Annotated in this window: 19 protein-coding genes; 6 read left to right on the plus strand and 13 right to left on the minus strand. The window is 71.2% G+C overall.

The annotated features are described in order from the left end of the window. Nucleotides 1–142: 142 nt before the first annotated feature. Entirely contained in the window at nucleotides 143–3,301 is a 3,159-nt protein-coding gene (locus AMYBE_RS0119035; RefSeq protein WP_020660988.1) for a translation initiation factor IF-2 N-terminal domain-containing protein, read from the minus strand. Nucleotides 3,302–3,953: 652 nt separating this feature from the next. Continuing rightward, entirely contained in the window at nucleotides 3,954–4,100 is a 147-nt protein-coding gene (locus AMYBE_RS44950) for a hypothetical protein (RefSeq protein WP_020660989.1), read from the minus strand. A 306-nt stretch (nucleotides 4,101–4,406) separates the two neighbouring features. Here AMYBE_RS44950 and AMYBE_RS0119045 point away from each other — a divergent pair, with 306 nt between their 5' ends. Continuing rightward, nucleotides 4,407–5,852 (plus strand): S8 family peptidase, encoded by a 1,446-nt coding sequence (locus AMYBE_RS0119045; protein WP_020660990.1) that lies wholly within the window; start codon nucleotides 4,407–4,409, stop codon nucleotides 5,850–5,852. 40 nt (nucleotides 5,853–5,892) lie between these two features. On the opposite strand, the gene AMYBE_RS0119050 is transcribed toward AMYBE_RS0119045, so the two are convergent. The 8 genes from AMYBE_RS0119050 to AMYBE_RS0119085 all read right to left on the minus strand — a co-directional run bounded on the left by AMYBE_RS0119050 (nucleotide 5,893) and on the right by AMYBE_RS0119085 (nucleotide 15,602). After that, nucleotides 5,893–6,720 (minus strand): ABC transporter permease, encoded by an 828-nt coding sequence (locus tag AMYBE_RS0119050; RefSeq protein ID WP_020660991.1) that lies wholly within the window; start codon nucleotides 6,718–6,720, stop codon nucleotides 5,893–5,895. Continuing rightward, on the minus strand, nucleotides 6,720–7,523 hold the full coding sequence (locus tag AMYBE_RS0119055; RefSeq protein ID WP_020660992.1) for an ABC transporter permease: 804 nt from the start codon (nucleotides 7,521–7,523) through the stop codon (nucleotides 6,720–6,722). The genes AMYBE_RS0119050 and AMYBE_RS0119055 overlap by 1 nt, the downstream gene beginning before the upstream one ends. Continuing rightward, entirely contained in the window at nucleotides 7,523–8,464 is a 942-nt protein-coding gene (locus AMYBE_RS0119060) for an ABC transporter ATP-binding protein (RefSeq protein ID WP_027927795.1), read from the minus strand. The genes AMYBE_RS0119055 and AMYBE_RS0119060 overlap by 1 nt, the downstream gene beginning before the upstream one ends. A 231-nt stretch (nucleotides 8,465–8,695) precedes the next feature. Continuing rightward, complete coding sequence (locus AMYBE_RS0119065) at nucleotides 8,696–12,019, minus strand: phosphodiester glycosidase family protein (RefSeq protein WP_020660994.1); 3,324 nt, start codon at nucleotides 12,017–12,019, stop codon at nucleotides 8,696–8,698. Between the two features lie 124 nt (nucleotides 12,020–12,143). Continuing rightward, a complete protein-coding gene (locus AMYBE_RS0119070) occupies nucleotides 12,144–12,866 on the minus strand; it encodes a maleylpyruvate isomerase family mycothiol-dependent enzyme (protein ID WP_020660995.1) in 723 nt (240 codons plus the stop codon). 108 nt (nucleotides 12,867–12,974) lie between these two features. Then, on the minus strand, nucleotides 12,975–13,385 hold the full coding sequence (gene ndk, locus AMYBE_RS0119075; protein ID WP_020660996.1) for a nucleoside-diphosphate kinase: 411 nt from the start codon (nucleotides 13,383–13,385) through the stop codon (nucleotides 12,975–12,977). Nucleotides 13,386–13,466: 81 nt separating this feature from the next. After that, nucleotides 13,467–15,026 carry an alkaline phosphatase D family protein gene (locus AMYBE_RS0119080; RefSeq protein WP_020660997.1) on the minus strand — a complete coding sequence of 520 codons (1,560 nt, stop codon included), beginning with the start codon at nucleotides 15,024–15,026 and terminating at the stop codon, nucleotides 13,467–13,469. A 96-nt stretch (nucleotides 15,027–15,122) separates the two neighbouring features. Then, nucleotides 15,123–15,602: a GNAT family N-acetyltransferase gene (locus AMYBE_RS0119085; protein ID WP_020660998.1), complete on the minus strand. Its 480-nt coding sequence runs from the start codon at nucleotides 15,600–15,602 to the stop codon at nucleotides 15,123–15,125. 53 nt (nucleotides 15,603–15,655) lie between these two features. On the opposite strand from AMYBE_RS0119085, the gene AMYBE_RS0119090 reads away from it, so the two are divergent. After that, a complete protein-coding gene (locus AMYBE_RS0119090) occupies nucleotides 15,656–16,036 on the plus strand; it encodes a VOC family protein (RefSeq protein ID WP_020660999.1) in 381 nt (126 codons plus the stop codon). On the opposite strand, the gene AMYBE_RS0119095 is transcribed toward AMYBE_RS0119090, so the two are convergent. Both AMYBE_RS0119095 and folC read right to left on the minus strand, forming a co-directional pair. Next, on the minus strand, nucleotides 16,033–16,434 hold the full coding sequence (locus AMYBE_RS0119095; protein WP_020661000.1) for a DUF4233 domain-containing protein: 402 nt from the start codon (nucleotides 16,432–16,434) through the stop codon (nucleotides 16,033–16,035). The genes AMYBE_RS0119090 and AMYBE_RS0119095 overlap by 4 nt on opposite strands. Further along, on the minus strand, nucleotides 16,431–18,110 hold the full coding sequence (folC, locus tag AMYBE_RS0119100; RefSeq protein WP_020661001.1) for a bifunctional tetrahydrofolate synthase/dihydrofolate synthase: 1,680 nt from the start codon (nucleotides 18,108–18,110) through the stop codon (nucleotides 16,431–16,433). The genes AMYBE_RS0119095 and folC overlap by 4 nt, the downstream gene beginning before the upstream one ends. A gap of 185 nt (nucleotides 18,111–18,295) precedes the next feature. Here folC and AMYBE_RS0119105 point away from each other — a divergent pair, with 185 nt between their 5' ends. Together AMYBE_RS0119105 and AMYBE_RS0119110 are read left to right on the plus strand one after the other, a co-directional pair. Continuing rightward, complete coding sequence (locus tag AMYBE_RS0119105) at nucleotides 18,296–18,928, plus strand: class I SAM-dependent methyltransferase (protein ID WP_020661002.1); 633 nt, start codon at nucleotides 18,296–18,298, stop codon at nucleotides 18,926–18,928. Between the two features lie 95 nt (nucleotides 18,929–19,023). Next, nucleotides 19,024–19,902 carry an SGNH/GDSL hydrolase family protein gene (locus tag AMYBE_RS0119110; protein WP_020661003.1) on the plus strand — a complete coding sequence of 293 codons (879 nt, stop codon included), beginning with the start codon at nucleotides 19,024–19,026 and terminating at the stop codon, nucleotides 19,900–19,902. A gap of 122 nt (nucleotides 19,903–20,024) precedes the next feature. On the opposite strand, the gene AMYBE_RS0119115 is transcribed toward AMYBE_RS0119110, so the two are convergent. After that, a complete protein-coding gene (locus tag AMYBE_RS0119115) occupies nucleotides 20,025–22,652 on the minus strand; it encodes a valine--tRNA ligase (RefSeq protein WP_020661004.1) in 2,628 nt (875 codons plus the stop codon). A gap of 60 nt (nucleotides 22,653–22,712) precedes the next feature. Here AMYBE_RS0119115 and AMYBE_RS41955 point away from each other — a divergent pair, with 60 nt between their 5' ends. Together AMYBE_RS41955 and AMYBE_RS0119125 are read left to right on the plus strand one after the other, a co-directional pair. Further along, nucleotides 22,713–23,054 carry a hypothetical protein gene (locus AMYBE_RS41955; RefSeq protein WP_020661005.1) on the plus strand — a complete coding sequence of 114 codons (342 nt, stop codon included), beginning with the start codon at nucleotides 22,713–22,715 and terminating at the stop codon, nucleotides 23,052–23,054. A 192-nt stretch (nucleotides 23,055–23,246) separates the two neighbouring features. Continuing rightward, nucleotides 23,247–23,684: a MarR family winged helix-turn-helix transcriptional regulator gene (locus AMYBE_RS0119125; RefSeq protein WP_020661006.1), complete on the plus strand. Its 438-nt coding sequence runs from the start codon at nucleotides 23,247–23,249 to the stop codon at nucleotides 23,682–23,684. Nucleotides 23,685–23,715 lie beyond the last annotated feature (31 nt).

A 23,715-nucleotide genomic window follows, 5' to 3' on the forward strand; every position in this document is an offset into this window, starting at 1 on the left:
CGACAATGGGTTAGGGGGCTGGCGCGGCCGGCCCGCCGGGAGGCGGTCCAGGTGCTCGCGCAGCGGCTCATGCTTGCGATGAGCCGTACTACAGGTTACGGGAGGCCCCGGGCGCCGCTGCACCCGGGGTACCCGTGGTGGATCAACTCTGGTCCGAAGCCTTCACCGGCGGCCCTGCCGGACGCGAAGCGGCACGGCGCGGACGGCGCCGGGTGCTCCGCACGGCCGGGCCCGGCACGCTGACCTCGGGTTCTTCCGCGGCCTCGGCCGCGACCGGCGAAACGGCCTCCGGCTCCGGCCGCGAAGCGGCTTCGGCCGCCGGAGCCGGGGTCTGCTCGACCACCGGTTCCGGCTGCTCAACCGCTGTCTGGGGGGCGGGGGCCGGGGCCTCCGCCGGGGTTTCCGACTTGGCGTCGGCGTGCGCGTCCTCCGGAGCGTGGTGGTCGTGCTTCTTCGACGCGTTGGCCATCGCCTGCACCGCGGACACCACCGATTCGCGCTGCTCCGGCGTCGGGGCCGGGGCGGGCTGTTCGGTCTTGTGCTCCTGGTGCTGGTCTTCGCCCTTGCCGCGGCCGCGGGAGCGCCGCGAGCTCTTGGTGTCGCCGCCGTGGCTGTGGCCGTTGGCGCCAGTGTTGCCGCTGTTGCCGCTGTTGCCGTTGCCGCCGCCGCCGGTGCGCTGCGGTTCGGTGGACACGACCACGCCGCGGCCCTTGCAGTGCTCGCACGGCGTGGAGAACGCCTCGAGCAGCCCGGTGCCGATCTTCTTGCGGGTCATCTGGACCAGGCCCAGCGAGGTGACCTCGGCCACCTGGTGCCGGGTACGGTCGCGGCCGAGGCATTCGGTGAGCCGGCGCAGCACCAGGTCGCGGTTCGACTCGAGCACCATGTCGATGAAGTCGATCACGATGATGCCGCCGATGTCCCGCAGCCGCAGCTGGCGGACGATCTCCTCCGCCGACTCCAGGTTGTTGCGGGTCACCGTCTCTTCGAGGTTGCCGCCCGAGCCGGTGAACTTGCCGGTGTTGACGTCGATGACGGTCATCGCCTCGGTGCGGTCGATCACCAGGTAGCCGCCCGAGGGCAGCCAGACCTTGCGGTCGAGCGCCTTGGTGATCTGCTCGTCGATCCGGTGGTCGGCGAACGCGTCGCCGGTGCCGGTGTAGCGCCTGAGCCGGTCGGTCAGGTCCGGCGCGACGTGCTGCACGTAGCCGTGGATGGTGTCCCACGCCTTGCCGCCCTGGACCTCCAGCTTCGAGAAGTCCTCGGTGAACAGGTCGCGCACGACCTTCACCAGCAGATCCGGCTCCTCGTACAGCATGGTCGGGGCGCCGCTCTTCTTCCCGGACCCGGCCGACGCCTTCTCCTTGATGACGTCCCACTGCGCCTGCAGCCGCTGGACGTCCCGGTCCAGTTCTTCCTCGCTGACGCCCTCGGACGCGGTGCGGATGATGACGCCCGCGTCCTCCGGGACGATCCGCTTGAGGATGTCCTTGAGCCGGCGGCGCTCGTTCTCCGGCAGCTTGCGGGAGATGCCGGTGGCCCCGCCCGCGGGCACGTAGACCAGGAAGCGGCCGGGCAGCGAGATCTGCGTGGTCAGCCGGGCGCCCTTGTGCCCCACCGGGTCCTTGGTGACCTGGACCAGCACGCTGTCGCCGGTCGAGAGCGCCTGCTCGATCTTGCGCGCCTTGCCCTCCAGGCCGGCGGCGTCCCAGTCGACCTCGCCGGCGTAGAGCACCGCGTTGCGGCCGCGGCCGATGTCGATGAACGCGGCCTCCATGCTGGGCAGCACGTTCTGGACCCGGCCGAGGTACACGTTGCCGACGATCGAGCCGGTGCCCGAGGACGTCACGAAGTGCTCGACCAGCACGCCGTCTTCGAGCACGCCGATCTGCGTGGAGTCGCCCTTCTCGGCGACGACCATGGTGCGCTCGACCGACTCGCGGCGGGCGAGGAACTCGGCCTCGGACAGGATCGGCGCGCGGCGACGGCCCGCCTCGCGGCCGTCGCGGCGGCGCTGGCGCTTGGCTTCGAGCCGGGTGGAGCCCCGGACGCTGCGCACCTCGTCGCGCGCCGGGCGCTCGGCCTCGGCGGCCTTGGCCTGGCGGACGTGGGTGACGGTGTTCGGCGGGTCGTCGCCGGTCGCGGTCTCGGCCGCGTCCTCGTCCCCGCCCTTGCGACGGCGGCGACGGCGGCGGCGCTTGCTGCCGCCCTCGGTCTCGGCCTCGTCTTCGGTGTCCGCCTCGGTCTCGGCTTCTTCCGGCTTCTCGGCTTCCTTGGCGGCGGCGGGCTGCTCCTCGCCGGTCTCGTCCTCGTTCTCGGACGAGGCCTCGTCTCCGCCCTTGCCGCGCCCGCGGCCGCGGCGGCCACGACGGCGCCGGCGACGGCTGTTCGCGTCCTCGCCTTCCTCGTCCGGACGCTCGTCGCGGACCTCGGCCTCTTCCGCGACGGCCTCTTCCGCGGCTTCGCCGGCGGCGGGCTCCCCGACGCCGAACAGCGGCTCGGGCTTGCTGCGGGCCGGCTGGGCCGGTTCCGGCGGCAGGAACACCGGCGACGGCGCGGCGAAGACCGGCACGTGCACCGGGCCGCGGGCCGGAGTGGCCTGCTCGGCTTCCTGCTGCTCGGCCGGGATGGCGGGCGCGACGGTCCGGCGGACGCGGCGGGTGCGGCCCCGGGACGGCTTGTCGCCGGTCTCGGAGACGCCCTGCTCGGCTTCGGCCGGAGCGGTCTGGTTCGCGGATTCCGGCTGCGCCTCAGTGACCTGGGCAGTGTCCTGGGCAGTGTCCTGGGCGGCGGCCTGGCCGAACGGCCGCCCGATCGCCGGTCGCCCGGCAGCGCCGGTCTCGGCGGACGGGGCGCTTTCCGTCTCAGCGGGGTGCTGGGCGGCAGCGGGTGCCGCCTCGCCGGCCGCCTCGGCCGCCTCGGCGCCGGCCGGCTGGGCGGCAGGGGCGTTCTCGACGACGCTGCCCGGCTGGCCGGAAGTCTCCTCCGCGGCTTCTCCGTGCTGGCCGGCAGCGACCGGAGCAGCGGTTCCGCCCGCAGGTGCCTCGCCCTGCTCCCCGGCCGCTTCCGCGTCGAGGATGACGGCCACGCGGTGCGCGACCTCCTTGGTGACGCTCGACTGGGCGCTGCGGGGGCTCTCCCCCAGGTCGGCGAGCTTGCCGAGCAAGTCGCGGCTGCTCAGGCCGAGCAGCTTGGCCAGCGCATGCACGCGGATGCGCGGCGGCAGCTCGCCCAGGCGGCTGGTCGTGGGTGCGGCGGTATTCCCGCCGGTCTGTTCGGCGGGTGTGTCCGCGTTCGACATATGTCTCCTCCGCCCCCGGGCGCGTCAGCCGGTTCGCACCGGTGCTGACGCGGCCGCGCAGGGGCCCTTTCTGTTCCGTGCCCGCCGTGGTGGTGACCAGCGGCGGGAATTCTGCTGGCATCGCGGGCGTCCGCCGGGTGGGCGGCCGCGCACGTCCTGGTCTGCTCGGCGGGGTGCCGGCCTGCTCGCGACCCCCGGGCCACCCGCCACGACATCGACCTTGGCCCGGCCTCCCGGGGGCGACGCGCGTGGTGCCGGTCCGGCACTCCTCCGGGCCGCTCACGACGCGAGCGGGATGCCCGTCGGCGCAGCGGCCAACGCAAGTATCCCACACCCGGGTGGACACCTGGTGTAGTCGGTGTCCCACAGCAGGCAGTCGGGCGCGCCGCGTTCACACGTCCGGGGGAACTCGAGCAGCTCGAGCGGTGCGGACGCGGGATCGGGCCGGCAGTACGGGCCGGCCGCGCGCCTGGCCGGACTCGGCAACGGCGAGCCCGGGGCGGTCAGCCTACCGGCCGGGTGTTCCCCGGCCGGGTGGCGCAGGTCCCTCGATCCGGGCTGGTTTTGCCGGGGGACGAGGTGCGGGCCGGGCGCGTCGCGACGGGTGTCCCGGACGGGCGGACTCCCGCAAACACCAATCTGGCAAGGCAGGCTACGTCTCGGCCAGCAGCCAGACCGCGCCGGGCGGATTCCGGCAATGCACCGGGCAGGCCAGGCCGGTCGGACCGGGGAACGGACGTCCGGGCACAGCCGGCTCCATCGTGCTGGCGACCGCTGCCGTGCGCCGTCCGTTCAGCACCGTCTGAGGAGACCGCGGAGAGCGGCGGCTGCCTCCGTTCCGCCGTTCGCCGACGTGCCGCGCACCTGTCTCGCCGGCGAACGGCCCGGCGAAGCACGTCGACAGGGAGGTTGCTCACACCCGGGCCAACGCTTCATGTCGGGTACCAGCGCTCCAAGCTGGGCGAGGGTGCTTCTGGCACGATCCGATCAAACGGCCGGGCGAACTTCCGCGCTTCGCTTGTCGCGTCGAAGCCGGGATGGATAGCGTGCGCCTCAGGCGCTCCGCGCGGGCGCCGGCGTTGCCCTGAGCACGGTGGGAGGTCCGGTGTCCCTGCTGGCGCGGCCGCTGCGGGCGGCCGTGTGCTCCTTCGCCGTTCTCACGGTCAGCGTCGCGGCATGCGCCGCGGTCTCTCCGGCGGCCGGCGCGGATCCCGGATGCGTTCCCGGCGGGCGGGCGTTGCGGTATGTCGTCGCGTTCGACCGGGGAACGTCAGAGGCTTCCGCCCGGCAGCAAGCCGCGGCGGACTGCGGGCAGGTGACCGGCTACTACCCGCAGATTTCGGTGGCGATCGTCACGTCGGCCGATCCCCGGTTCGCCGACCGGATCGGACCGGAGCGGGCGTTCAGCGCGCAGGCGACCCGGCTGGCGGCGGAACAGCCCGGCATCGCCGCGGCTGCGCCGGCCCGCGCGCTGGTGCCGCGCACCGATCCGGCGCGGGTCCCGTCGGCGGACCTGTCCTCCCGGCAGTGGGACATGGACCTGATCGGGGCACCCGCCGCGCACCAGGTGACCGGCGGCGACCGGAAGGTGGTCGTCGGGGTGCTCGATTCCGGGGTCGACCCGAACCATCCCGAGCTGTCCGCGGCGATCGACGCGGGCGACTCGGCGGGATGCCTCACCGGTGTCCCGGACCAGAGCCCGGCGGCGTGGCAGCCGACGACTTCGGTGCACGGCACGCACGTCGCGGGCATCATCGCCGCGGCGGCGGACGGCAAGGGCGTGACCGGGGTGGCACCAGGGGTGCGGATCGCGTCGGTGAAGGTGATCGACGATCGCGGATACGCCGATCCGGAAGCGGCGGTCTGCGGAATCATGTGGTCAGCGGCACGGCATCTGCCGATCGCCAACAGCAGCTGGTTCGTGAATCCGTGGTCGCTTTCCTGCGTGCGCGGCAACGATCGCGGCGTGGTGCACGAGGTGCTCGCGCGGGCGGTCGAGTACGCGACCGCGCAGGGCACTCTCAACGTCGCGGCGGCGACGAACGAAGCGGTCGATCTCACGCCGTCCGCGCCAGCGGGCTCGCCGACGGCGGGCGGGAAGTGCGAGGCGTTGCCGGCTGGGCTGCGAGAAGTGGTGACGGTGTCAGCCGTCGGCGCGGACCGGGTGAAGGCGGGCTACAGCTCGTACGGGCTCGGCGTCGTCGATGTGACCGCCCCGGGCGGCGACGGCGACCAGTGCGTGGTTTCGACAGTGCCAGGCGGGTTCGCACCGCTGTGCGGGACGTCGATGGCGGCACCGCACGCCGCCGGGGTGCTGGCGCTGCTGAAGTCGGTGCACCCGGGGTGGTCGGCTGCCGAGCTGCGGGCCGCGCTCGAGTCGCGGGCGACGCCGATGCCGTGCCCGGACGACTACGACCTCACCGGCGACGGCGCGCAGGACGCGTACTGCTCGGGTTATGACGGGTACAACGGGTTTTACGGCCACGGGCTGGTCGACGCCCGGTCCGCGGTGACGCCCGCCCAGACGGGACCGCCCAGTCCGGTCCGGTGACCCTGGCGCGTGTCACCGGACCGGCGGATCCCGGCAGCGGTCAGGTCAGCAGGAGCTTCGCGATCCTCCTGGTCGCGCCCCACACCCCGATGCCCGCCAGCACCAGCAGGTACGCCAGGTTTCCCAGCATCCCCCACGACAGGATGCCGGTCGCCAGGCCGCGCATCAGCTCGATCCCGTGGTAGAGCGGGAAGCAGCGGACCAGCCACCGCAGCGCCTCCGGGTAGACGGTGATCGGGAAGAACGTGGTGGAGAACAGGAACATCGGCATCAGGATGAGGTTGATGTAGTCGAACTGCGAGGTCGACGTCAAGAAACTCACCAGCGCGATGCTGATCGCCGCGAACGCGAACGACACCAGCAGCGCCACCGGCAGAAGCAGCACCGCCCACCAGGACGTGAGCAGGCCCATCGCGCCGGTCACGGCCAGGAAAGCGAGCGAGTACAACCCGCCGCGAAGCACGGCCCAGGCGATTTCGCCCAGTGCGATGTCCAGCGGGCCGACCGGGGTGGCCAGCATCGCGTCGTAGGTCTTGGCGTAGCGAAGTTTGAAGAACAGGTTGTACGTGCACTCGATCACCGCGCCGTTCATCGCGGACGAGGCCAGCAGTGCGGGCGCGACGAACGCGACATAGCTCATCGGGCGGCCGTCCGGGCCGGGCACGGTGGTGACCAGTTTGCCGAAGCCGACCTGGAACGCGAGCAGGTAGAACAGCGGTTCCAAGGCGCCGGACGCGAGGATCGACCAGGAGCGGCCGTAGACGGTGAGCGCGCGTTCGATCAGCGCGGTCGCGCGTCCGCTGTACAGGCCGGAGGGCAGGATGCGGAGGAGAAGCCCGCGCCGCTGCGGAGAAACCAGGTCGGTCATCACGCCACCAGCCGTCGGTAGAAGCCGCGATGCGCGATCGCCCAGCCGACCGCGATCAGCACTGCCAGGTAGGCGAAGTGGCCCAGCACGGCGAGCAGGGCGTGCCCGCCCAGCGTGGCGGCGCGGGACAGCTCGGTGCCGTGCCACAGCGGCGAAATCCAGGCCAGCCAGCGCACGTACAGCGGCAGCTGGGAGATCGGGAAGAACGTGCCGGAGAACAGCGTCATCGGGATGACCACGAACCGGAACATCAGCCCGAAGCGCTGGCCCTCGTCGAACGTCCACGCCGCCAGCCCGGCGACCAGCGATCCGCACGCCATGCCGGTCAGCACGCCGGCCAGGATCACCAGGAACGCGCCGGCGTTGGTCCACGCGCCGAACAGGAGCGCGACGACGGCGTAGACGGCGCCGGAAATCAACAGGCGCAACGCGGTCCAGATCTGGTGCCCGCCGAGGATCTGGCCCGGCGACACCGGAGTCCCGGTGACCGCGATGTAGTCCTTCTGCCACTTGAACCCGCTGAGCACGGGATACGTCGACTCGCCGACCGCTTGCTGCGCGGCGCCGGCGATGAGCAGCGCGGGCGCGACGTAGACGAGGTAGGAGAATCCGCCGGTGGCCGGGCCCGCCTGGACTTGCGAGCCGAAGCCGAGCCCCATCGCGGCGAGGAAGAGCACCGGTTGCAGGCCGGTGGAGTACAGCGTGCTGACCCAATGCCGGCGGTACCAGGTCCAGTGCCCCTCGACGCGCAGCCAGGCGCCGTGGAAGCGGCCGACCACGCGGCCGGTAGCGGTGATCGTCATCAGTCCACCAGCGTCCGTCCGGTGAGCCGGAGGAAAACGTCCTCCAGCGAGCTGCGCCGGACCAGGCTCGACAGCGGGCGCAGGCCGCGCTCGTGGACGCGTTCCAGGGTCGCCTCGCCGGCCATCGTGTACAGCAGCAGCCGGTCCGGCAGCACCTCGACGCGGTCGGCCAGCCCTTCGACCCGGCTGGCCGCGGCCTCCTGCTCCCCCGCCGCGAACCGCAGTTCGACCACCTCGCGGGTGGAATGCCGGGCGATCAGGTCGGCCGGCGAGCCCTCCGCCGCGATCCGGCCGCCGTCCATGACGACGAGGCGATCGCAGAGCTGTTCGGCTTCGTCCATGTAGTGCGTGGTGACGATCAGCGTGGTGCCCTGGGCCTTGAGCCGGAAAAGCCGGTCCCACAACAGATGCCGCGCCTGCGGGTCGAGACCGGTGGTCGGTTCGTCCAGCAGCAGCAGCTCCGGGTCGTTCACCAGCGACCGGGCGATGGTGAGCCGCCGCTTCATGCCGCCGGAGAGCGAGTCGACCGGCTTCTCGGCGCGGTCGGACAGCTGCGCGAACTCCATCAGCTCGATCGCCTTCCGCCGCACATGCGCCCGGGAGAGGCCGAAGTAGCGGCCGTAGACATGCAGGTTCTGCCGGACGGTGAGCTCGGTGTCGAGGTTGTCCTCCTGCGGCACCACGCCGAGCCGCGCGCGGATGCGCGGCCCGTCGATCTCCGGGTCCATGCCGAGCACGCGCAGATCGCCGTCGCTGCGCGGCGAAACGCTCGCGATCATCCGCATCGTCGACGATTTGCCGGCGCCGTTGGGGCCGAGGAAGCCGAACGCTTCCCCCTGCCGCACCTCGACGTCGATGCCGCGGACCGCCTCGAACTCGCCGAACCTTTTGACCAGTGCCTTGGCTTGGACCAGCGCTGGTGCCGATGCCGTCTCTCCCACGAGAACCGACACTAGAGGGAAGGACCGACAGTTTTCGACCGGTTTGCCGGCGAAGACGCCGGAGCGTCGAGCGGCACCGCCCGGCAGAGCGTCCGGTTCGGCCTTCCGGGCAGGACGAGCGGCCTCCTCCGGCGACCGCCATGACGGTCGGGAACCGCCGGAACGCACCCGGTGAACAGCGAAGCGGTGCGGCCCGAAGACCGCCCCGCTCCCCTGCCCAGCCGAAGGAACTCAGCGCACCGTCACCGAAACCGACTGCGCCGCCCCGTTCACCGTCACCGAAATCCGCGCCGTGCCCGGACGCAAGGCGCGCACCGTCCCGGTCGCCGGGTCCAGCGACACGACGTCCCACGGCATCGGCGGCCAGGTCCCGATGTGCACGCCAGCTCCGCTCCACGCGGCGCTCACCGGGTACTGCACCGGAATCTGCCGGCCTTCCTGGCTCACCGTCGCGGTCACCTTGCCGATAGCGCCCTGGGACAGGACGCCCGGACCGGTCATTGTCAGGGCGTCCACGTTCGGCTTGGTCTCGAACCGCACCGGCTGGCCGCGATCGGACGGGTTCACGCCGACCAGGGTCCAGCCGACGAAGCCGCCGTCCGCGGGGCCCGCGGCGGGAGTCTTGCCGGAGTTTCCGTTCACCAGGTACGGCACGCCGTCGGTACGAGACAGGCCGAACACACCCGCGTGCGAAGCCACCGAAGCGGCTGGTTTGCCGGACTGTTCTTCGAAACCGGTCAGCCAGGTCTGCAGCAGCGCGGCTTCCTTGCGGTCCCCCAGCTGCGAGATGCCGGTCGGGCTCGGGTCCTTGACCGGGTGGTGCATCGCGACGACCACGCCGCGGACCGAGCGGTCCTTGGCCGCGCTGTCGAGCGCTTCGCGCAGCATCCGGACCTGGTCGAATCCGCCCGCGCGCAGCGAACCGCGCGACGAGTCGAGCAGGATCAGCCGGACGCCGCCGACGTCGACCACGCGGTGGGTTTCCCCGAACGCCGCCTGGAAGTCGGCCAGTCCGTCGCCACCCTCGGCTTCGTGGTTGCCCGGCAGGTAGTACCACGGAACGCGGCCGTCCACTTCCTCCGTGATGATCTTGCGAGCCAGCGCGAAGTCCGGCGCGGTGCCGCGGTCGACGAAGTCGCCGTTGATCAGCACGATGTCCGGCTTCGCGGCGACCGCCTCGCGCAGCGCCCGGCGCGCCTGTGCGACCAGCGGGCCGTCCGGGGCGTCGGCGGTGAACTGGGCATCGCTGACCACGGCGATCTTCACGCCGCCCTTGCCGAGCGTCCCGTTGACGACCAGCGACGGGTCCGGGACCGCCGGGTCGCGCGGCACGGTCGCGGTCGGCGCGACCTCGAAGGTGAGGTCGTCGAAGACCAGTTCGCCCTCGTACTGCTTGGCCGGCCTGGTTTCCACCGCGTAGAACCGGGTGAGCCGCTGGCCGTCCGGCAGTCCGGCGGGCACCGCCGCGGTGACGTAGCGCCAGCCCGTCCAGTCGACGGTCAGCGACAGGTCCACAATGGACGCGGTGTTCGCGCCGTCGCGCAGTTCCGCCCGGATCCACGCGCCTTTGCCGTCGCCGTTGATCCACATGCCGATCTTCTGCGTGCCAGCGGGAACCGCGATCGGGTCGGCCGCCGTCACGTACGCGGCACGGGTCGCTGTGGTGCCGGTAAGCCGGTAGTCGAGTGCGAGGCCCTTTCCGCCATTGCGGCCTTCCGCTTCGGAAAGCGCGGCACCGACCACGGACGGGTATACCGAAGCCGACCAGCCGGCCGGGCCGTCCAGCGGAGCCGCCACCTTCGCCACGGTGCCGACCGAAGCCGCCAAGTGCGATACCTGTCCGCCTGCGTGGACGGTGATCGCGGTGGCACCGGAGGCGCTGAGCGCGGTGACCGAGAAGCCCTTGCCCGACGGTTCGATCTTCACCACGGCGGGGTCGTAGTCGAGCTTCACGTCCGACGGCTCGATCCAGGTGCCGTAACCGTCCGCGTCGTAGCCGTAGACCTGGAACTCGCCGTGCGCACCGGCAGCCGACAGCGCGACCTGCTGCGTGCTCGCGCCAAGCCGCACAGGCTTGCCCAGCACGGTCAGCTTCGTGCTGCCGCTCACGAAACCCTGGCGTGCGGTGACTGTCACGTCGGCCCGCGCGTCCGGGCGCAGGAAGTCCGGCTGCGCGGTGAAAACGTTCTTCGTGACGGTGCCCCGGAACGGGTTCGACGACATCCAGAACGGCTGGACGGCCACCGCGGCGCCGGTCTCGTCGTGACCGTTCGGAACGAGCACGCGGCTCAGCCCCGAGAGAACTCGGCTCGAGTTGTCGCTCTCCTGTGCGGGCGCGGGCGCGAACCCGGTCAACCGGCCGCTGCCGGCGACGGTCGCGACGCCGATGCCATTGGGCACCAACCGTTCTCCACCGTCCGACGGCGAGTTCCGCACCGATGGCGCGGCCTCGCCTTCGTTGCGCGCGAGCAGCGTGGACGAGCCGCCGCCGTCGAGGTTGATCGCGTCGTCCGCGCCGAGGCGCTTCAGCTGACGCGCCATCTCCAGCTCCGTCATGCCGCGGCTGTCGGCCTGCCGGCCGTCCACTGTGACGAGCCACATCTTCTTGCCGTCAGCGGAAAAACCGACGCCAGTACGCGGCGCGAGCGTGGTGTCGTCGAGCTGCTGGAGCTGACCGTCCTTCACCAGCGTCTTGTTGCCGCCGACCGCGACCGCGATCTTGCCCGCATCGGACCGCGGCGCGTACGTGACGCCAACGCGATCGCCGACCTTCAGCTTCGCCAAGCTGTCCGCACCGGCTTCACGGCCGAGCAGCAACGTCGCACCTGCCGGAATCGGACCGTCGGCAGGCTGCTGGCCCACCTTCGTCACCACCCCGTCGCGGACTTCGACCTCGGTGACCCGCTGCGCGCCGGCCACCGAGGTCGCGCGCGTCGAAGCGCCCCACAGCGGTGTGTAGACGCCGAGCGCGTCCTTGCCGAGGACCGGGCTGTTGAAGTTGGTGGCCGGCACGACGCGGCCGTCCGGCAGCGTCACCGCCGCTTCGAGGAAGATGTCGGCGAGCTTCGCGCGGCCCTCGGCGGTAATCGCGGCGGTGGTGTTGTGCCCGGCGGCGGGCGCGTTGCGCAACTCGCCCTTGTCGATGCCGACGCCGAGCGGAGCACCGGTGGCATTGATGTCGAAGAAGTCGCCGTTGACGCCCGCCACCGCGCCGGCGCGCGCCACTTGCTGGGACAGCGGGGTGCGCGCGGAAACGGTTCCCGGACTCAGGTAAGCCGGCTTCAAGACCTTGCTGGTCAGGTCAACGCTCAGCGCGTCGCCGCGGATCCAGCCCTTCGGGTCGAAGCGGTCGAACTGGGTGAGGTTCAGACCAGGTGCCACTTCGCTGGTGGCGCTGCTGGTTTCCAGCCCGTCGTCGGCTGCCGGTGCGGCGGCGACGGCCGGGGCCTCGCGGCCCGAAGAGAAGACGGGCGCGCTCTCGATCGGCGGCGCGGAAAGCGGGTCAGCATGTGCCGGAGTGGCAAGGCTCAGCGCCAGCACGGCGCTGAGCAGCACAGATCTCGACTTGTTCACAGAAGCCCCCACGGTCGTGAAAATGGCTCAGATCAGCCAAATCCATCGGCGCGACCGCTGGAGGTCTCCACGGTGAACGGCACCTGAATGGCGCGGGATGATCCGCTCAGGGAGTCATCCGCGCGGCGAGGAACGCCTTCGCGACCGCCTCGTCGCCCGTGATCTCAGGCGTCCACTCGCCGCGATTCCACAGCAGCAACAGCAAATCCTGCGCCGGTGCGGCGACCGTGGCGACCGGTTCTCCTTCGCCGAGCACCGGCGGTTCGCCCGGCACGACGGTCCAGGAATGCCCGCTGTCGGTGGTGCGCACAGTGATCGGTGCCGGAAGCGGCGGCATCGGGAGCCTCCACCGGGACACCCGAGGCAACATGGTGCCCAGGACTTCGTCGACGCCGTCCGCGGCGATCGCCGGGTCCAGCCTGGTCGTCGTGCCGCGCGCACCGAACAGATCCACCAGGTGGACGGCGGTCTCCTGCACCTGACGGCGGAACCAGAACGCCTTCGTCTTCGATGCGGCGCCGAAGACCCAGCACGGGCCAGCCGGATCCGCGGCGGCGAGCGCGTCGAGCAGTTCGGCCGCGCTTTCGGAGTACCAGGACGTCAGCTCGCCGGTCGGCTCGGCCTCGAACTCCTGCGAGCTCAGCTCGCCGGTGCGGACGATCCCGGCGGCCCAGCGGTGCACGTTGCCCAGGTGCAGCACCAGGTCGCGCTTGGTCCAGCCCGCGCAGTACGGCACCGGGTTGTCCAGGTGCCCGGCCGATTCGGCGGCGAACGCCTCGGTGAGCGCGCGCAGGTGCGGCAGATAGTCGATCGGAGGCAATGCGGTCACCGGTGGAGATTAGCCGATCTCCGCCGTCGGAAGCACCGGGTAAAAAGACGGACGCCGGGCAGGGACCGCGGTCCCTGCCCGGCGTCCGCGGGTGCGGTCAGCCCCGGATCACAGGTCCGGGAACCACAGCTTCAGCTCGCGCTCGGCCGACTCCGGCGAGTCCGAGCCGTGCACCAGGTTGTACTGGGTCTCCAGCGCGAAGTCGCCGCGCAGGGTGCCCGGGGTGGCCTTCTCGACCGGGTCGGTGCCGCCGGCCAGCTGACGGAACGCGGCGATAGCGCGCGGGCCCTCGACGGCCAGCGCGACGAGCGGGCCGGACGTGATGAACTCCAGCAGGTCGCCGAAGAACGGGCGTTCCTTGTGCTCGGCGTAGTGCTCCTCGGCGACGGAGCGCTCGACGGTGCGCAGTTCCAGCGCGGCCAGCTTCAGGCCCTTGCGCTCGATGCGCGAAACGACCTCGCCGACGAGGCCGCGCGCGACGCCATCGGGCTTGACGAGGACCAGCGTGCGTTCAGTCACGACGGTATTTCTCCTTGTGCGAATCTGTGTTAATCGGCACCGAGCCTATCCGACGCCCTGGCGCGGCCGGTTGCGGCCGGGTCAGCCGCGCTGGGGCTGCAGCGTCTTCGACCAGAGCGACCGCCCGGCCGAGTCGCGCAGGTCGACGGTCAGCTCGCCGCCCGCCCCGTCCACGTTCAGCTCGCCGAAGTGCTGGAACCCTTGTGCCGGCGAGGAATTCTGCGTCGCCGGGGCGTGCACGAACACCGCTTCCGGACCGAACGTCGGGTCCAGCTTGTTCGGGCCGAACGCGCCGGCGTTGAGCGGGCCGGACACGAATTCCCAGAACGGGTCGAAGTCCTGGAACGAGGCGCGCTCGGGCGAATAGTGGTGCGCGGCGGTGTAGTGCACGTCGGCGGTCAGCCACACGACGTTGCGGACCCGGTTGCGGGAGATCTGACCGAGCACCCAGGCGAGTTCGGTCTCGCGGCCGCCGGGCGCGCCGGGCAGGCCGTTCGACACCGCTTCCATGTCCTTGCCGTCCGGCACGACCAGCCCGATCGGCATGTCCGCCTGGACGATCTTCCAGGTCGCGGTGCTCCGCTGGAGCGCGTCGACCAGCCAGCGGGCCTGCGCCGCGCCGAGGATGTGGCCGGGCTTGGCCGGGTCGGAGGGGTTGGCGTCGCGGTAGGTGCGCATGTCGAGCACGAAGACCTCGACCCGGCTGCCGTAACGGAAGTTCCGGTACACCCGCCCGTCGACGGCCTGGCGGCGGTCGATCGGGTGCCATTCGTGGAACGCCTGGAACGCGCGCTGGGCGAGCACGTCGACGCGCTTTTCGGCGTACTCCGGGCGGTCGTTGAGGATTTCGCCCGGGTACCAGTTGTTCAAGACCTCATGGTCATCCCATTGGACACAGGCCGGAACCTCGGCGGCGAAGCGGCGGAAGTGCTCGTCCAGCCGGTTGTAGGCATGCTGGCCGCGGTACTCGTCGAGGGTCTCGGCCACCTTCGACTTCTCCGGCGTGACGACGTTGTGCCAGGTTCCGCCACCGCCGGGCAGCGTGACGGTGTCGGTGAGCGGACCGTCGGCGTAGACCGTGTCGCCGCTGTGCAGGAACAGGTCCGGGCGGCGGTCGGCCATCGCGGAGAAGATCGTCATCCCGCCGAGCGCCGGGTTGATGCCGTAGTTCTGTCCGGCGACGTCGCCGCTCCACAGGATCCGGGTGTTCGCGCGGCCGATCGGCGCGGTGGCGAAACGGCCGGCGACTGGCTCGCTCGCGCCGCGGCCGTCGAGGTCCACCGCGGTGACCCGGTAGTGGTACTCGGTGCCCGGCGCCAGCCCGGCGATCCGGACTTTGCCGGCACCGCCGGTCTGCGGCGTGGCGAGCGGGCCGGGAACCCGGCGCGCGTGGCGGAACGACGGATCGCGGGCGATCTCGACCATCAACCGGGACGGGCGGTCGGCGCGGGACCACACGATCCCGGAACCGGCGGTCACGTCCCCGGACGCGACGCCGTGGGTGAGCACCGGACGGCCCCGGCGGACGAGCGGGGCGGCGGAGGCCGGGCCGGACAGCGCCAGCCCGCCCGCCGCGGCGAGCGCGGGGACGACGATTCCGGCTTTGAGCACGGAGCGCCGCGATGAGGTCATTTCGGTCATGGCGGGTGTTCTATCCCGCGGTCACGGCCGGGCGGCCAATTCGGGTTTACCGGCGCGTGAACGGATCATCCAGCAGGACGAAGTCACCTTCGCCGGTCACGCCCGGCGTGCTTCCCGGACCATCTCGTGCCCGCACTCGCTCGGCCCGGACAGCGGCCGCTCCACGAACCCGTGCCGTTCGTACAGCGCCATCGCGTGCTCGTTGCCCGCCGCGACGCGCAACGCCAGTTCCTCCGCGCCGCGGCCCTCGCTCCACCGCACCACCGTCTGGACGAGAGCGTCGCCGACTCCCTGGCCGCGCGCGGTCGGGCTCACCCACATCGACAGCAGTTCGGCTTTGTCGCCGCCCTCGGCAAGATGCCCGCTGACCATGCCGGCGGGGACGCCGTCGAGGTCGGCCAGGACGTTGAAAGACACCGTGCGCAGCCGCGCCCGCCAATTCGGTTCGGCGTCGCTCTCGCCTTGCCAGTCGGCGAGTTTCGAGCTGAACGCCTCCGGGGCCTCGCGCAGCGCGGCGAGGCGGAGTTCTCGCCACTCCGCCCAGTTGTCGCCGCTCAGTTCGCGCACCACGATCACACTGAGACTGTCGTCGCAGCGGCCGGGCCGTTACCTCGGATTAGGGTGAATCCATGCGGATCGACCGGCTCGACCACCTCGTCCTCACCGTCGCCGACCTGGCCGCGACGGTGGATTTCTACACCCGGGTGCTCGGCATGACCGAGGTGACGTTCGGCGCGGGCCGGAAGGCGCTGACGTTCGGGACGAGCAAGATCAACCTGCACGAAGCGGGCCGCGAGTTCGAACCCAAGGCGGAGCGGCCGACGCCGGGCAGCGCGGACTTGTGCCTGATCACGGCCGATTCGCTGGAGCAGGTGGTGGCGGACCTCGCCGCGCACGGCGTCGCGATCGAGGAAGGCCCGGTCGACCGCACCGGGGCGACCGGGCCGATCCGCAGCGTGTACTTCCGCGACCCCGACCGGAACCTGATCGAGGTCAGCGTCTACCGCTAGGGCTGCGGCTGCTGCTGGCTCGGCAGCGTCCCGGCGGCCATCCGGCGCGCGACGTCGCGGCGCAGCCAAAGGAACCACAGGAACGCGGCCAGGAAGATGATGCCGATGATCGCGATCGCCGGCTGGGCGATCCCGGTCGCGATGATCGCCAGCTGCAGCAGCAGGATGACCGGTACCGCCCAGACGTGCTTGAGCATCCCGCACAGCACGACCAGCACCACGGCCAGCGCGATCACCGTCCAGCCGGTGAAACTGGTGAGGCCGCCGCCGAGCTTGGCGACGACCGGCAGCGCCAGCGCGACCGTGATCGCTTCCATGATCAGCGTGCCGGCCAGCACACCGCGGAACCCCTTCATCGGGTCCTTGGCGGGCGGCTTCGCCGGAGTGGTCTCGCTCATGCCGGTCCCTTCCCGAACAACGTGCGCGCGTCCCCCGCGAGGACCACCGATCCGGTCACCAGCACGCCGCCGCCGGCGAGTGGTTCCTCCGGGTCGTCGCTCTGCTCGACAAGACCGATCGCGGTCTCGATCGCGGTTTCCAGGTCCGGCTCCGCGAGCACCCGTTCCTCGCCGAAGATCGACCCGGCCAGCGCGGCCAGCTCCTCCAGCGGCAGCGACCGCGGCGACGAGCTGCGGGTGACCACCACGTCGGACACCACCGGCTCCAGCGCGTCCAGGATGCCGCGCGCGTCCTTGTCGGACAGCACGCCGACCACCGCGACCAGCCGGCGGAAGTGGAACTCGTCGGCGATCGTCGTGGCCAGCGCCCGCGCGCCCATCGGGTTGTGCGCCGCGTCGACCAGCACCGCCGGGGCGGCCCGGACGTGTTCGAGCCGTCCCGGGTTCTCGACCTCCGCGAACGCCTCGCGCACCGCCTCGACGACCAGCTGCTTGTCTTTGCCCGCCCCGAAGAACGCCTCGACCGCGGCCAGCGCCAGCGCCGCGTTCGCGGCCTGGTGCGCGCCGTGCAGCGGCAGGAAGATCTCGTCGTACACGCCGCCGAGACCCTGCAGCTTCAGCATCTGCCCGCCGACTGCGATCTCCCGCTCCAGCACGGCGAACTCACTGCCCGCGCGCGCCACCGCGACGTCGACCTCGACCGCGCGCTTCAGCAGGACGTTCAGCACCTCGGGATCCTGCTCGCCGATCACCGCGACCGCACCGGGCTTGATGATCCCGGCCTTCTCCGCGGCCGCGTCGACGGCGGTCGGGCCGAGATAGTCGGTGTGGTCCAGCCCGATCGGGGTGATGACCGCGACCTGGCCGTCGGCGACGTTCGTCGCGTCCCACGCGCCGCCCATGCCCGCCTCGATCACCGCCGCCTCGACCGGTGCGTCCGAGAACGCGGCGAACGCCATCCCGGTCAGCACTTCGAACTTGCTCATCGGCACGCCGTCCGCGCTGGCCCCGTCGACCATCGCCACGTAAGGCGCGACGTCCTGGTACAGCTCGGCGTAGCGCGCGGCGGACACCGGGCGGCCGTCGAGCGCGATGCGTTCGGTGACCAGCTGCAAGTGCGGGCTGGTGTAGCGGCCGGTGCGCAGACCCATCCGGGTGAGCAGCGAGTCGATCATCCGGGCAACCGAGCCCTTGCCGTTGGTGCCCGCGATGTGCAGCACCGGATAGCCGTGGTTCGGTTCGCCGAGCAGGGTGGTCAGCGCCTGGATCCGGGCGAGCGACGGTTCGAGCTTGGTCTCCGGCCAGCGCTGGTTGAGCTCCGCCTCGACCGCCATCAGCTCCCGACGGGCCTGCGGCCCGTTCTCGTCGCCGTACTCGGCCGGTGCACCCTCGTCGTCGAGCTCGTGCAGCTCGGCGCCTTCGTCCGCGATCAGGTCCGGGACCGGCCCCAGCGCCAGGTTGTCGCCGAGCTGTCCGATGCCGCCGATCCCGCCGCGCGAACCGCCGCCGACGGTGTAGGCCGCGTCGGGCGCGTCGAGGTCGGGTTCCAGATCGTCGCGTTCGTCGTCGCCGTCGTCGCTGTGCGCGAGGGCGCCCAGTTCGTCGACGCCCGCGAAGCTGTCCGGATCGGCGAGATCCGGCCGCCGGGTCTCCTCGGGCTCTTCACCGCGCGGCACGCACTCACTCCTTGGCAATCGCTGTCCCGGCGCTGCCGGGAGGACCAGGAGAAAGGCTCGTCCTGGCACCTGTCGAGCGTACCCGCAGACGCTGCGGTACCCGGCGGCCCCGGGGGCGTGCAGTGATCGTGCCCGCAGGAGTCGGCCGAAGCCGGCCGGCGTCGTTTGGTGGCATCGTCTGGCCCATGCCCTTCGACCACAACCACCACTACCACCCCACGCTCCTCAAGCTCCTCCCGCCCGGCCCCGGACGCGCGCTGGACGTCGGCTGCGGCGACGGCCGTTTCGCCCGCAGGCTGGCCGCGGCTGGCATGACCGTCGAGGGCATCGACGTTTCCGAAGAAATGCTCCGCCGGGCGACCGCCGCCGGTTCGCCCGGCCCGGGCACGGTCGCCTACCGCCGCGCCGATGTGACCGCCGAGCCGCTCGAGCCGGAGGCGTACGCCTTCATCTCCTGCCTCGCCTCGCTCCACCACGTCCCGTTCGAGACCGTCACCAAGTTCAGAACCGCCCTCGCTCCCGGCGGCACTCTCGCGGTCCTCGGCTGCGCCCGCCCCAGCCGCCCGGCCGACTTCGCGCGCGAGATCGTCGCCGTCCCCGCCAACGTCGTCGCCCGGCTCGTCACCGCGGCCGCGGATCGGCTCAACGGCGGGCCGGACCCGCTCCCCCGCGCGCCGGTCCGGATGGACTTCCCGTTCCTGGACGACGTCCGGCGCGAGGCCGTGGATCTGCTTCCCGGCAGCACCGTCCGCCGGCTCGTCTTCTGGCGGTACCTGCTGGTCTGGCAGAAACCGGCGGATCACCCGGCCGTTGGGTGAACTCCTGCCCTGGACCACCCGAACGGCGGAAAGCGGCCTCGTCGTGCCTGCCGAAAGGTATGGCGGGACGTACCGCTCGGGAGGACAGGGGTCGTATGCGCATCACCCGGATCGTGCTCGCCGCCATCGCGGCGTTCGCCTTGCTGTTGACGACGGCGGCGGCCGCCAGCGCCGCGTCGCGCCACTACCGCCATTACGTCGCCCTCGGCGACTCGTACACGTCGGGGCCGCTCATTCCGCTGCCCCGGCTCGATCCGCTCGGCTGTTTCCGCTCCACGAACAACTACCCGTCGATGCTCGCCATCGGCCTGCACGTGGACCGCTTCACCGATATCAGCTGCGGCGGCGCGGACACCTCGAACATGACCAAGCCGCAGAACGTGCCGCTCGGGCAGAACGCGCCGCAGTTCTCCGCGCTGCGCCCGGACACCGATCTGGTCACGGTCGGCATCGGCGGCAACGACTCGGCGCTGTTCGGCACGCTCATCGACACCTGCCCGGGCCTGCGTGCCTCCGACCCGACCGGCAACCCGTGCCAGCGGCACTTCACGGTCGACGGCGTCGACACGATCAAGGCGCTCCTGCCGAAGACCCAGGCCAGCATCCAGCAGGTGCTCGCCGGGATCCACGCCCGCTCGCCGCACGCGAAGGTGCTCGCCATCGGCTACCCGCGGATCGCGCCGGCCAGCGGCTACTGCCCGAACGTGCTGCCGTTCGCCAACGGTGACTACGCCTGGCTGTCCAGTGTGGAACAGGCGCTGAACGCCGCGGTCAGCGGCGCGGTCGCCGCGGACGGCAAATCATCCTATGTGGACACTTACCGTCCTTCGTTCGGCCACGACGCCTGCCAGAAGCCGGGTGTCGCCTGGATCAACGGCAAGGACCTGAACCCGCTCGCCGCCGCGCCGTACCACCCGTTGTACGCCGGGATGTACGGCGAGACCCAGGTGATCAAGCAGCATCTCGGGGCCTGAACCCGGGCTGCCCCAATGTGGCATTGGGTGCGTCACACGCAACCAATGCCACATTGGGTGCGTCACACGCAACCAGTGCCACATTGGGTGCGTCACATGCACCCAATGTGGCATTGGGGTGCTCAGGACGCGGGCAGCGCCGCCAGCCGGGCCTCGATCCGGCTGATGTCGGCCACCGCGGTCTCGCGACGCACCTTGATCTTCTCGATCACCTGCGCGGGCGCCTTGGCGATGAACGACTCGTTCCCGAGTTTGCCCTCGGTCTGCGCCAGTTCCTTCTGCGCCGCGCCGAGATCCTTCTGCAAGCGCTTGCGCTCGGCCGCGACGTCGATGGTGCCGGACGTGTCCAGCTCCACCGTCACCACGCCGCCGGCCAGCGCGACTTCCAGCGAAGCGCTCGCCGAGAACCCGTCCTCCGGCTCGGTCAGCCGGACCAGCGAGCGAATCGCGTTCGAGTGCCCTTCCGGGTACGCCTCGCCGGTCAGCCGCGCGGCGACCTTCTGCCCCGGCTTCAGGCCCTGGTCGGCGCGGAACCGGCGGATCTCGGTGACCAGCTTCTGCACATCGGCCACCCGGGCGTCGGCGACCGGGTCCGCATAGCCCTCGACCGGCTTCGGCCACTCGGCGATCACCAGCGATTCGCCGCCGGTCAGCGCGATCCACAGCTTCTCGGTGACGAACGGGAGGAACGGGTGCAGCAGCCGCAGCACCGTGTCGAGCACCTGGCCGAGCACCTTCTGGGTGGCCTCGACGCGTGCGGAATCCCCTTGGTACAGCTGAACCTTCGCCAGTTCCAGGTACCAGTCGCACAGCTCGTTCCAGGTGAACTGGTAGAGCGCGCCGGCCACCTTGGCGAACTGGAAGTCCTCGAACAGCCCGTCCACTTCGGACACCAGCGCGGCGAGCCGGCCCAGGATCCAGCGGTCGGACTCGGTCAGCTCGTCCGCCGCCGGCAGCGAGCCGGCCGCGGTCGCGCCGTTCATCATCGCGAACTTGCTGGCGTTCCACAGCTTCGTGCAGAAGTTGCGGGAGCCGGCCGCCCACTCGTCGGCGAGCGCCATGTCCGCGCCCGGGTTCGCGCCGCGGGCCAGGGTGAACCGGGTGGCGTCCGCGCCGTAGGCGTCCATCCACTCCAGCGGGTCGATCACGTTGCCGCGCGACTTCGACATCTTCTTGCCGTTGGCGTCACGGATCAGGCCGTGCAGGTACACGTGGTCGAACGGCTGGCGGCCGTCCATCTGCTGCACGCCGAACATCATCATCCGGACGACCCAGAAGAACAGGATGTCGTAGCCGGTGGACAGCACGCTGGTCGGATAGAACTTCGCCAGGTCGTCCGTTTTGCCCGGCCAGCCCAGCGTCGACATCGGCCACAGGCCCGAGGAGAACCAGGTGTCCAGCACGTCCGGGTCCTGCGTCCAGCCCTCGCCGGCGGGCGGCTGCTCGTCCGGGCCCACGCAGACGACCTGGTCGTCCGGGCCGTACCAGACCGGGATCCGGTGGCCCCACCACAGCTGGCGCGAAATCGTCCAGTCGTGCATGTTGTCGACCCAGTCGAAGTAGCGCTTCTCCAGCTCGGCCGGGTGGATCTTGGTGCGCCCGTCGCGGACCGCGTCGCCCGCGGCCTTGGCCAGCTCGGCGACCTTGACCCACCACTGCAGCGAAAGGCGCGGCTCGACCACGGTGTCGCAGCGGGAGCAGTGCCCGACCGCGTGCACGTACGGCCGCTTCTCGGCGACGATCCGGCCCTGCTCGCGCAGCGCGGCGACCACCGCGGGGCGCGCCTCGAACCGGTCCAGGCCCTCGAACGGGCCGGACACGGTGATTTCGGCACGCTCGTTCATGATCGTCAGCATCGGCAGGTCGTGGCGGCGGCCGATCTCGAAGTCGTTCGGATCGTGCGCCGGCGTCACCTTGACCGCGCCGGTGCCGAACTCCGGGTCGACGTGCTTGTCCGCGACCACCGGGATCTTGCGGCCGGTCAGCGGCAGCTCCACCTCGGTGCCGACGAGATGCGCGTAGCGCTCGTCGTCCGGGTGCACCGCCACCGCGGTGTCGCCCAGCATCGTTTCGGCGCGCGTGGTCGCCACGACGATCGCGTTGTCGCCGTCGCCGTAGCGGATCGAGACGAGTTCGCCGTCGTCGTCGTGGTGGTCGACCTCGATGTCCGAAAGCGCCGTGTGGCAGCGCGGGCACCAGTTGATGATGCGCTCGGCACGGTAGATCAGGCCCGCGTCGTAGAAGTTCTTGAACACTGTCTGGACGGCCTTGGACAGGTTCTCGTCCATCGTGAAGCGCTCGCGCGACCAGTCGACGCCGTCGCCGAGCCGCTTCATCTGGCCGAGGATCTTGCCGCCGTACTCGGCCTTCCACTCCCAGACCCGCTCGACGAACTTCTCGCGGCCCAGGTCGTGCCGGGACAGCCCTTCGCCGGCCAGCTGGCGCTCGACGACGTTCTGCGTCGCGATGCCCGCGTGGTCCATGCCGGGCAGCCACAGCACCTCGTAGCCCTGCATCCGGCGGCGCCTGCTCATCGCGTCCATCAGGGTGTGGTTGAGCGCGTGGCCCATGTGCAGGCTGCCGGTGACGTTCGGCGGCGGCAGTACGATCGAGAACGGCGGCTTGTCCGACGAAGCGTCAGCCGTGAAGTACCCGGCCGCTACCCAGCGGTCGTACATCGGGGCTTCTTCGGCGGCCGGGTCCCAGGCACCCGGAAGGTCGGTTTTCTGCTGCGGAGCGTTCTCGGTCACAATGGACAAGTCTACGAACCCGCCGCGGCGGGGTTACGCAGGGGGAAAGGCGGTGCGCGGATGAGTCGGCCGGACGAGCCGGACGACCGGATGGAAACCCATCCGGACCTCGTCGACCCGGAGTGGCGCAAGCACGCCGAGCTGGACGCGTGGCTCGGCGCGAAGAAGGACCTGAAGAAGAAGCGCAAGCGCGAGCGCCGCACAGGCGGCCCGGTCGGCTACGGCCGTTCGGCCGCGCCGAGCCGCTGGCCGGGCATCGTGGCGATCGTCGGGCTGGTCGTGCTGCTCGCCGCCGCGATCGTAGTGCACCAGGTGATGCCGGTCGGCGTGAATCAGGACCGGCTCGGGTACACCTACGGCATGAGCGCCGCCCCGCACCAGACGGACCGCTCGCCCGCCTGATCCGCCCCCGAAGGCCCTCTCCCCTGCCGGGAGGGGGCCTTCGTCGCGCCTGCGGTCCGTGAAGGGAACTTTGAGGGAATCAGATTCCCTCAAAGTTCCCTTCACGGACTCCGAGCCGCCCAAGGGGTCGCTTCACGGAGATCACACGGCAGCAGGATGCACAGGCTGAACTCAACAGGCTAGACTGTGCTTATGACCGATCTGCCGCCTCCTGTCGCCGAGTCCGCCGGCTGGATCCGCGGCGTGGTCGGCCAGCTGCACCGCAGGCTGCGGCAGGTCGACAACGCCGAGATCCTCACGCCGACGCAGACCGCGGTCCTGCACCGGCTGCACCGCGAAGGTCCTGCGACCCAGGCGGAGCTGGCCGCCGCGGAGCACGTCCGCCAGCAGTCGATGGCCGCCACGCTCGGCGTCCTCGATTCCCTCGGCTACCTCAGCCGCACCCGCGACCCGGCCGACGGCCGCCGCACCGTGATCTCCCTGTCCGACCTCGGCACGAAGACGGTCGTCGGGATCAAGCAGCATCGCGACGAATGGCTGGCCCGCGCGCTCGCCGCCGAGCTCTCCGACGACGAACTCGAGACCGTCCGGCGCGCCCTCCCCCTGTTGCAACGCATCGCCCAGCGCTAACGACCCGAGGAGTTCTGACGAACACCGCGAC

Source organism: Amycolatopsis benzoatilytica AK 16/65 (genome assembly GCF_000383915.1).
In the GTDB taxonomy this organism is placed as follows: domain Bacteria; phylum Actinomycetota; class Actinomycetes; order Mycobacteriales; family Pseudonocardiaceae; genus Amycolatopsis; species Amycolatopsis benzoatilytica.

Bases quoted from the DNA above. Each gene is read 5' to 3' on its own strand.
- AMYBE_RS0119035 (WP_020660988.1), bottom strand. From the start codon at position 3,301: ATGTCGAACGCGGACACACCCGCCGAACAGACCGGCGGGAATACCGCC.
- AMYBE_RS0119050 (WP_020660991.1), bottom strand. From the start codon at position 6,720: ATGACCGACCTGGTTTCTCCGCAGCGGCGCGGGCTTCTCCTCCGCATC.
- AMYBE_RS0119055 (WP_020660992.1), bottom strand. From the start codon at position 7,523: ATGACGATCACCGCTACCGGCCGCGTGGTCGGCCGCTTCCACGGCGCC.
- AMYBE_RS0119080 (WP_020660997.1), bottom strand. From the start codon at position 15,026: ATGACCGAAATGACCTCATCGCGGCGCTCCGTGCTCAAAGCCGGAATC.
- AMYBE_RS0119090 (WP_020660999.1), top strand. From the start codon at position 15,656: ATGCGGATCGACCGGCTCGACCACCTCGTCCTCACCGTCGCCGACCTG.
- AMYBE_RS0119095 (WP_020661000.1), bottom strand. From the start codon at position 16,434: ATGAGCGAGACCACTCCGGCGAAGCCGCCCGCCAAGGACCCGATGAAG.
- AMYBE_RS0119105 (WP_020661002.1), top strand. From the start codon at position 18,296: ATGCCCTTCGACCACAACCACCACTACCACCCCACGCTCCTCAAGCTC.
- AMYBE_RS0119110 (WP_020661003.1), top strand. From the start codon at position 19,024: ATGCGCATCACCCGGATCGTGCTCGCCGCCATCGCGGCGTTCGCCTTG.
- AMYBE_RS41955 (WP_020661005.1), top strand. From the start codon at position 22,713: ATGAGTCGGCCGGACGAGCCGGACGACCGGATGGAAACCCATCCGGAC.
- AMYBE_RS0119125 (WP_020661006.1), top strand. From the start codon at position 23,247: ATGACCGATCTGCCGCCTCCTGTCGCCGAGTCCGCCGGCTGGATCCGC.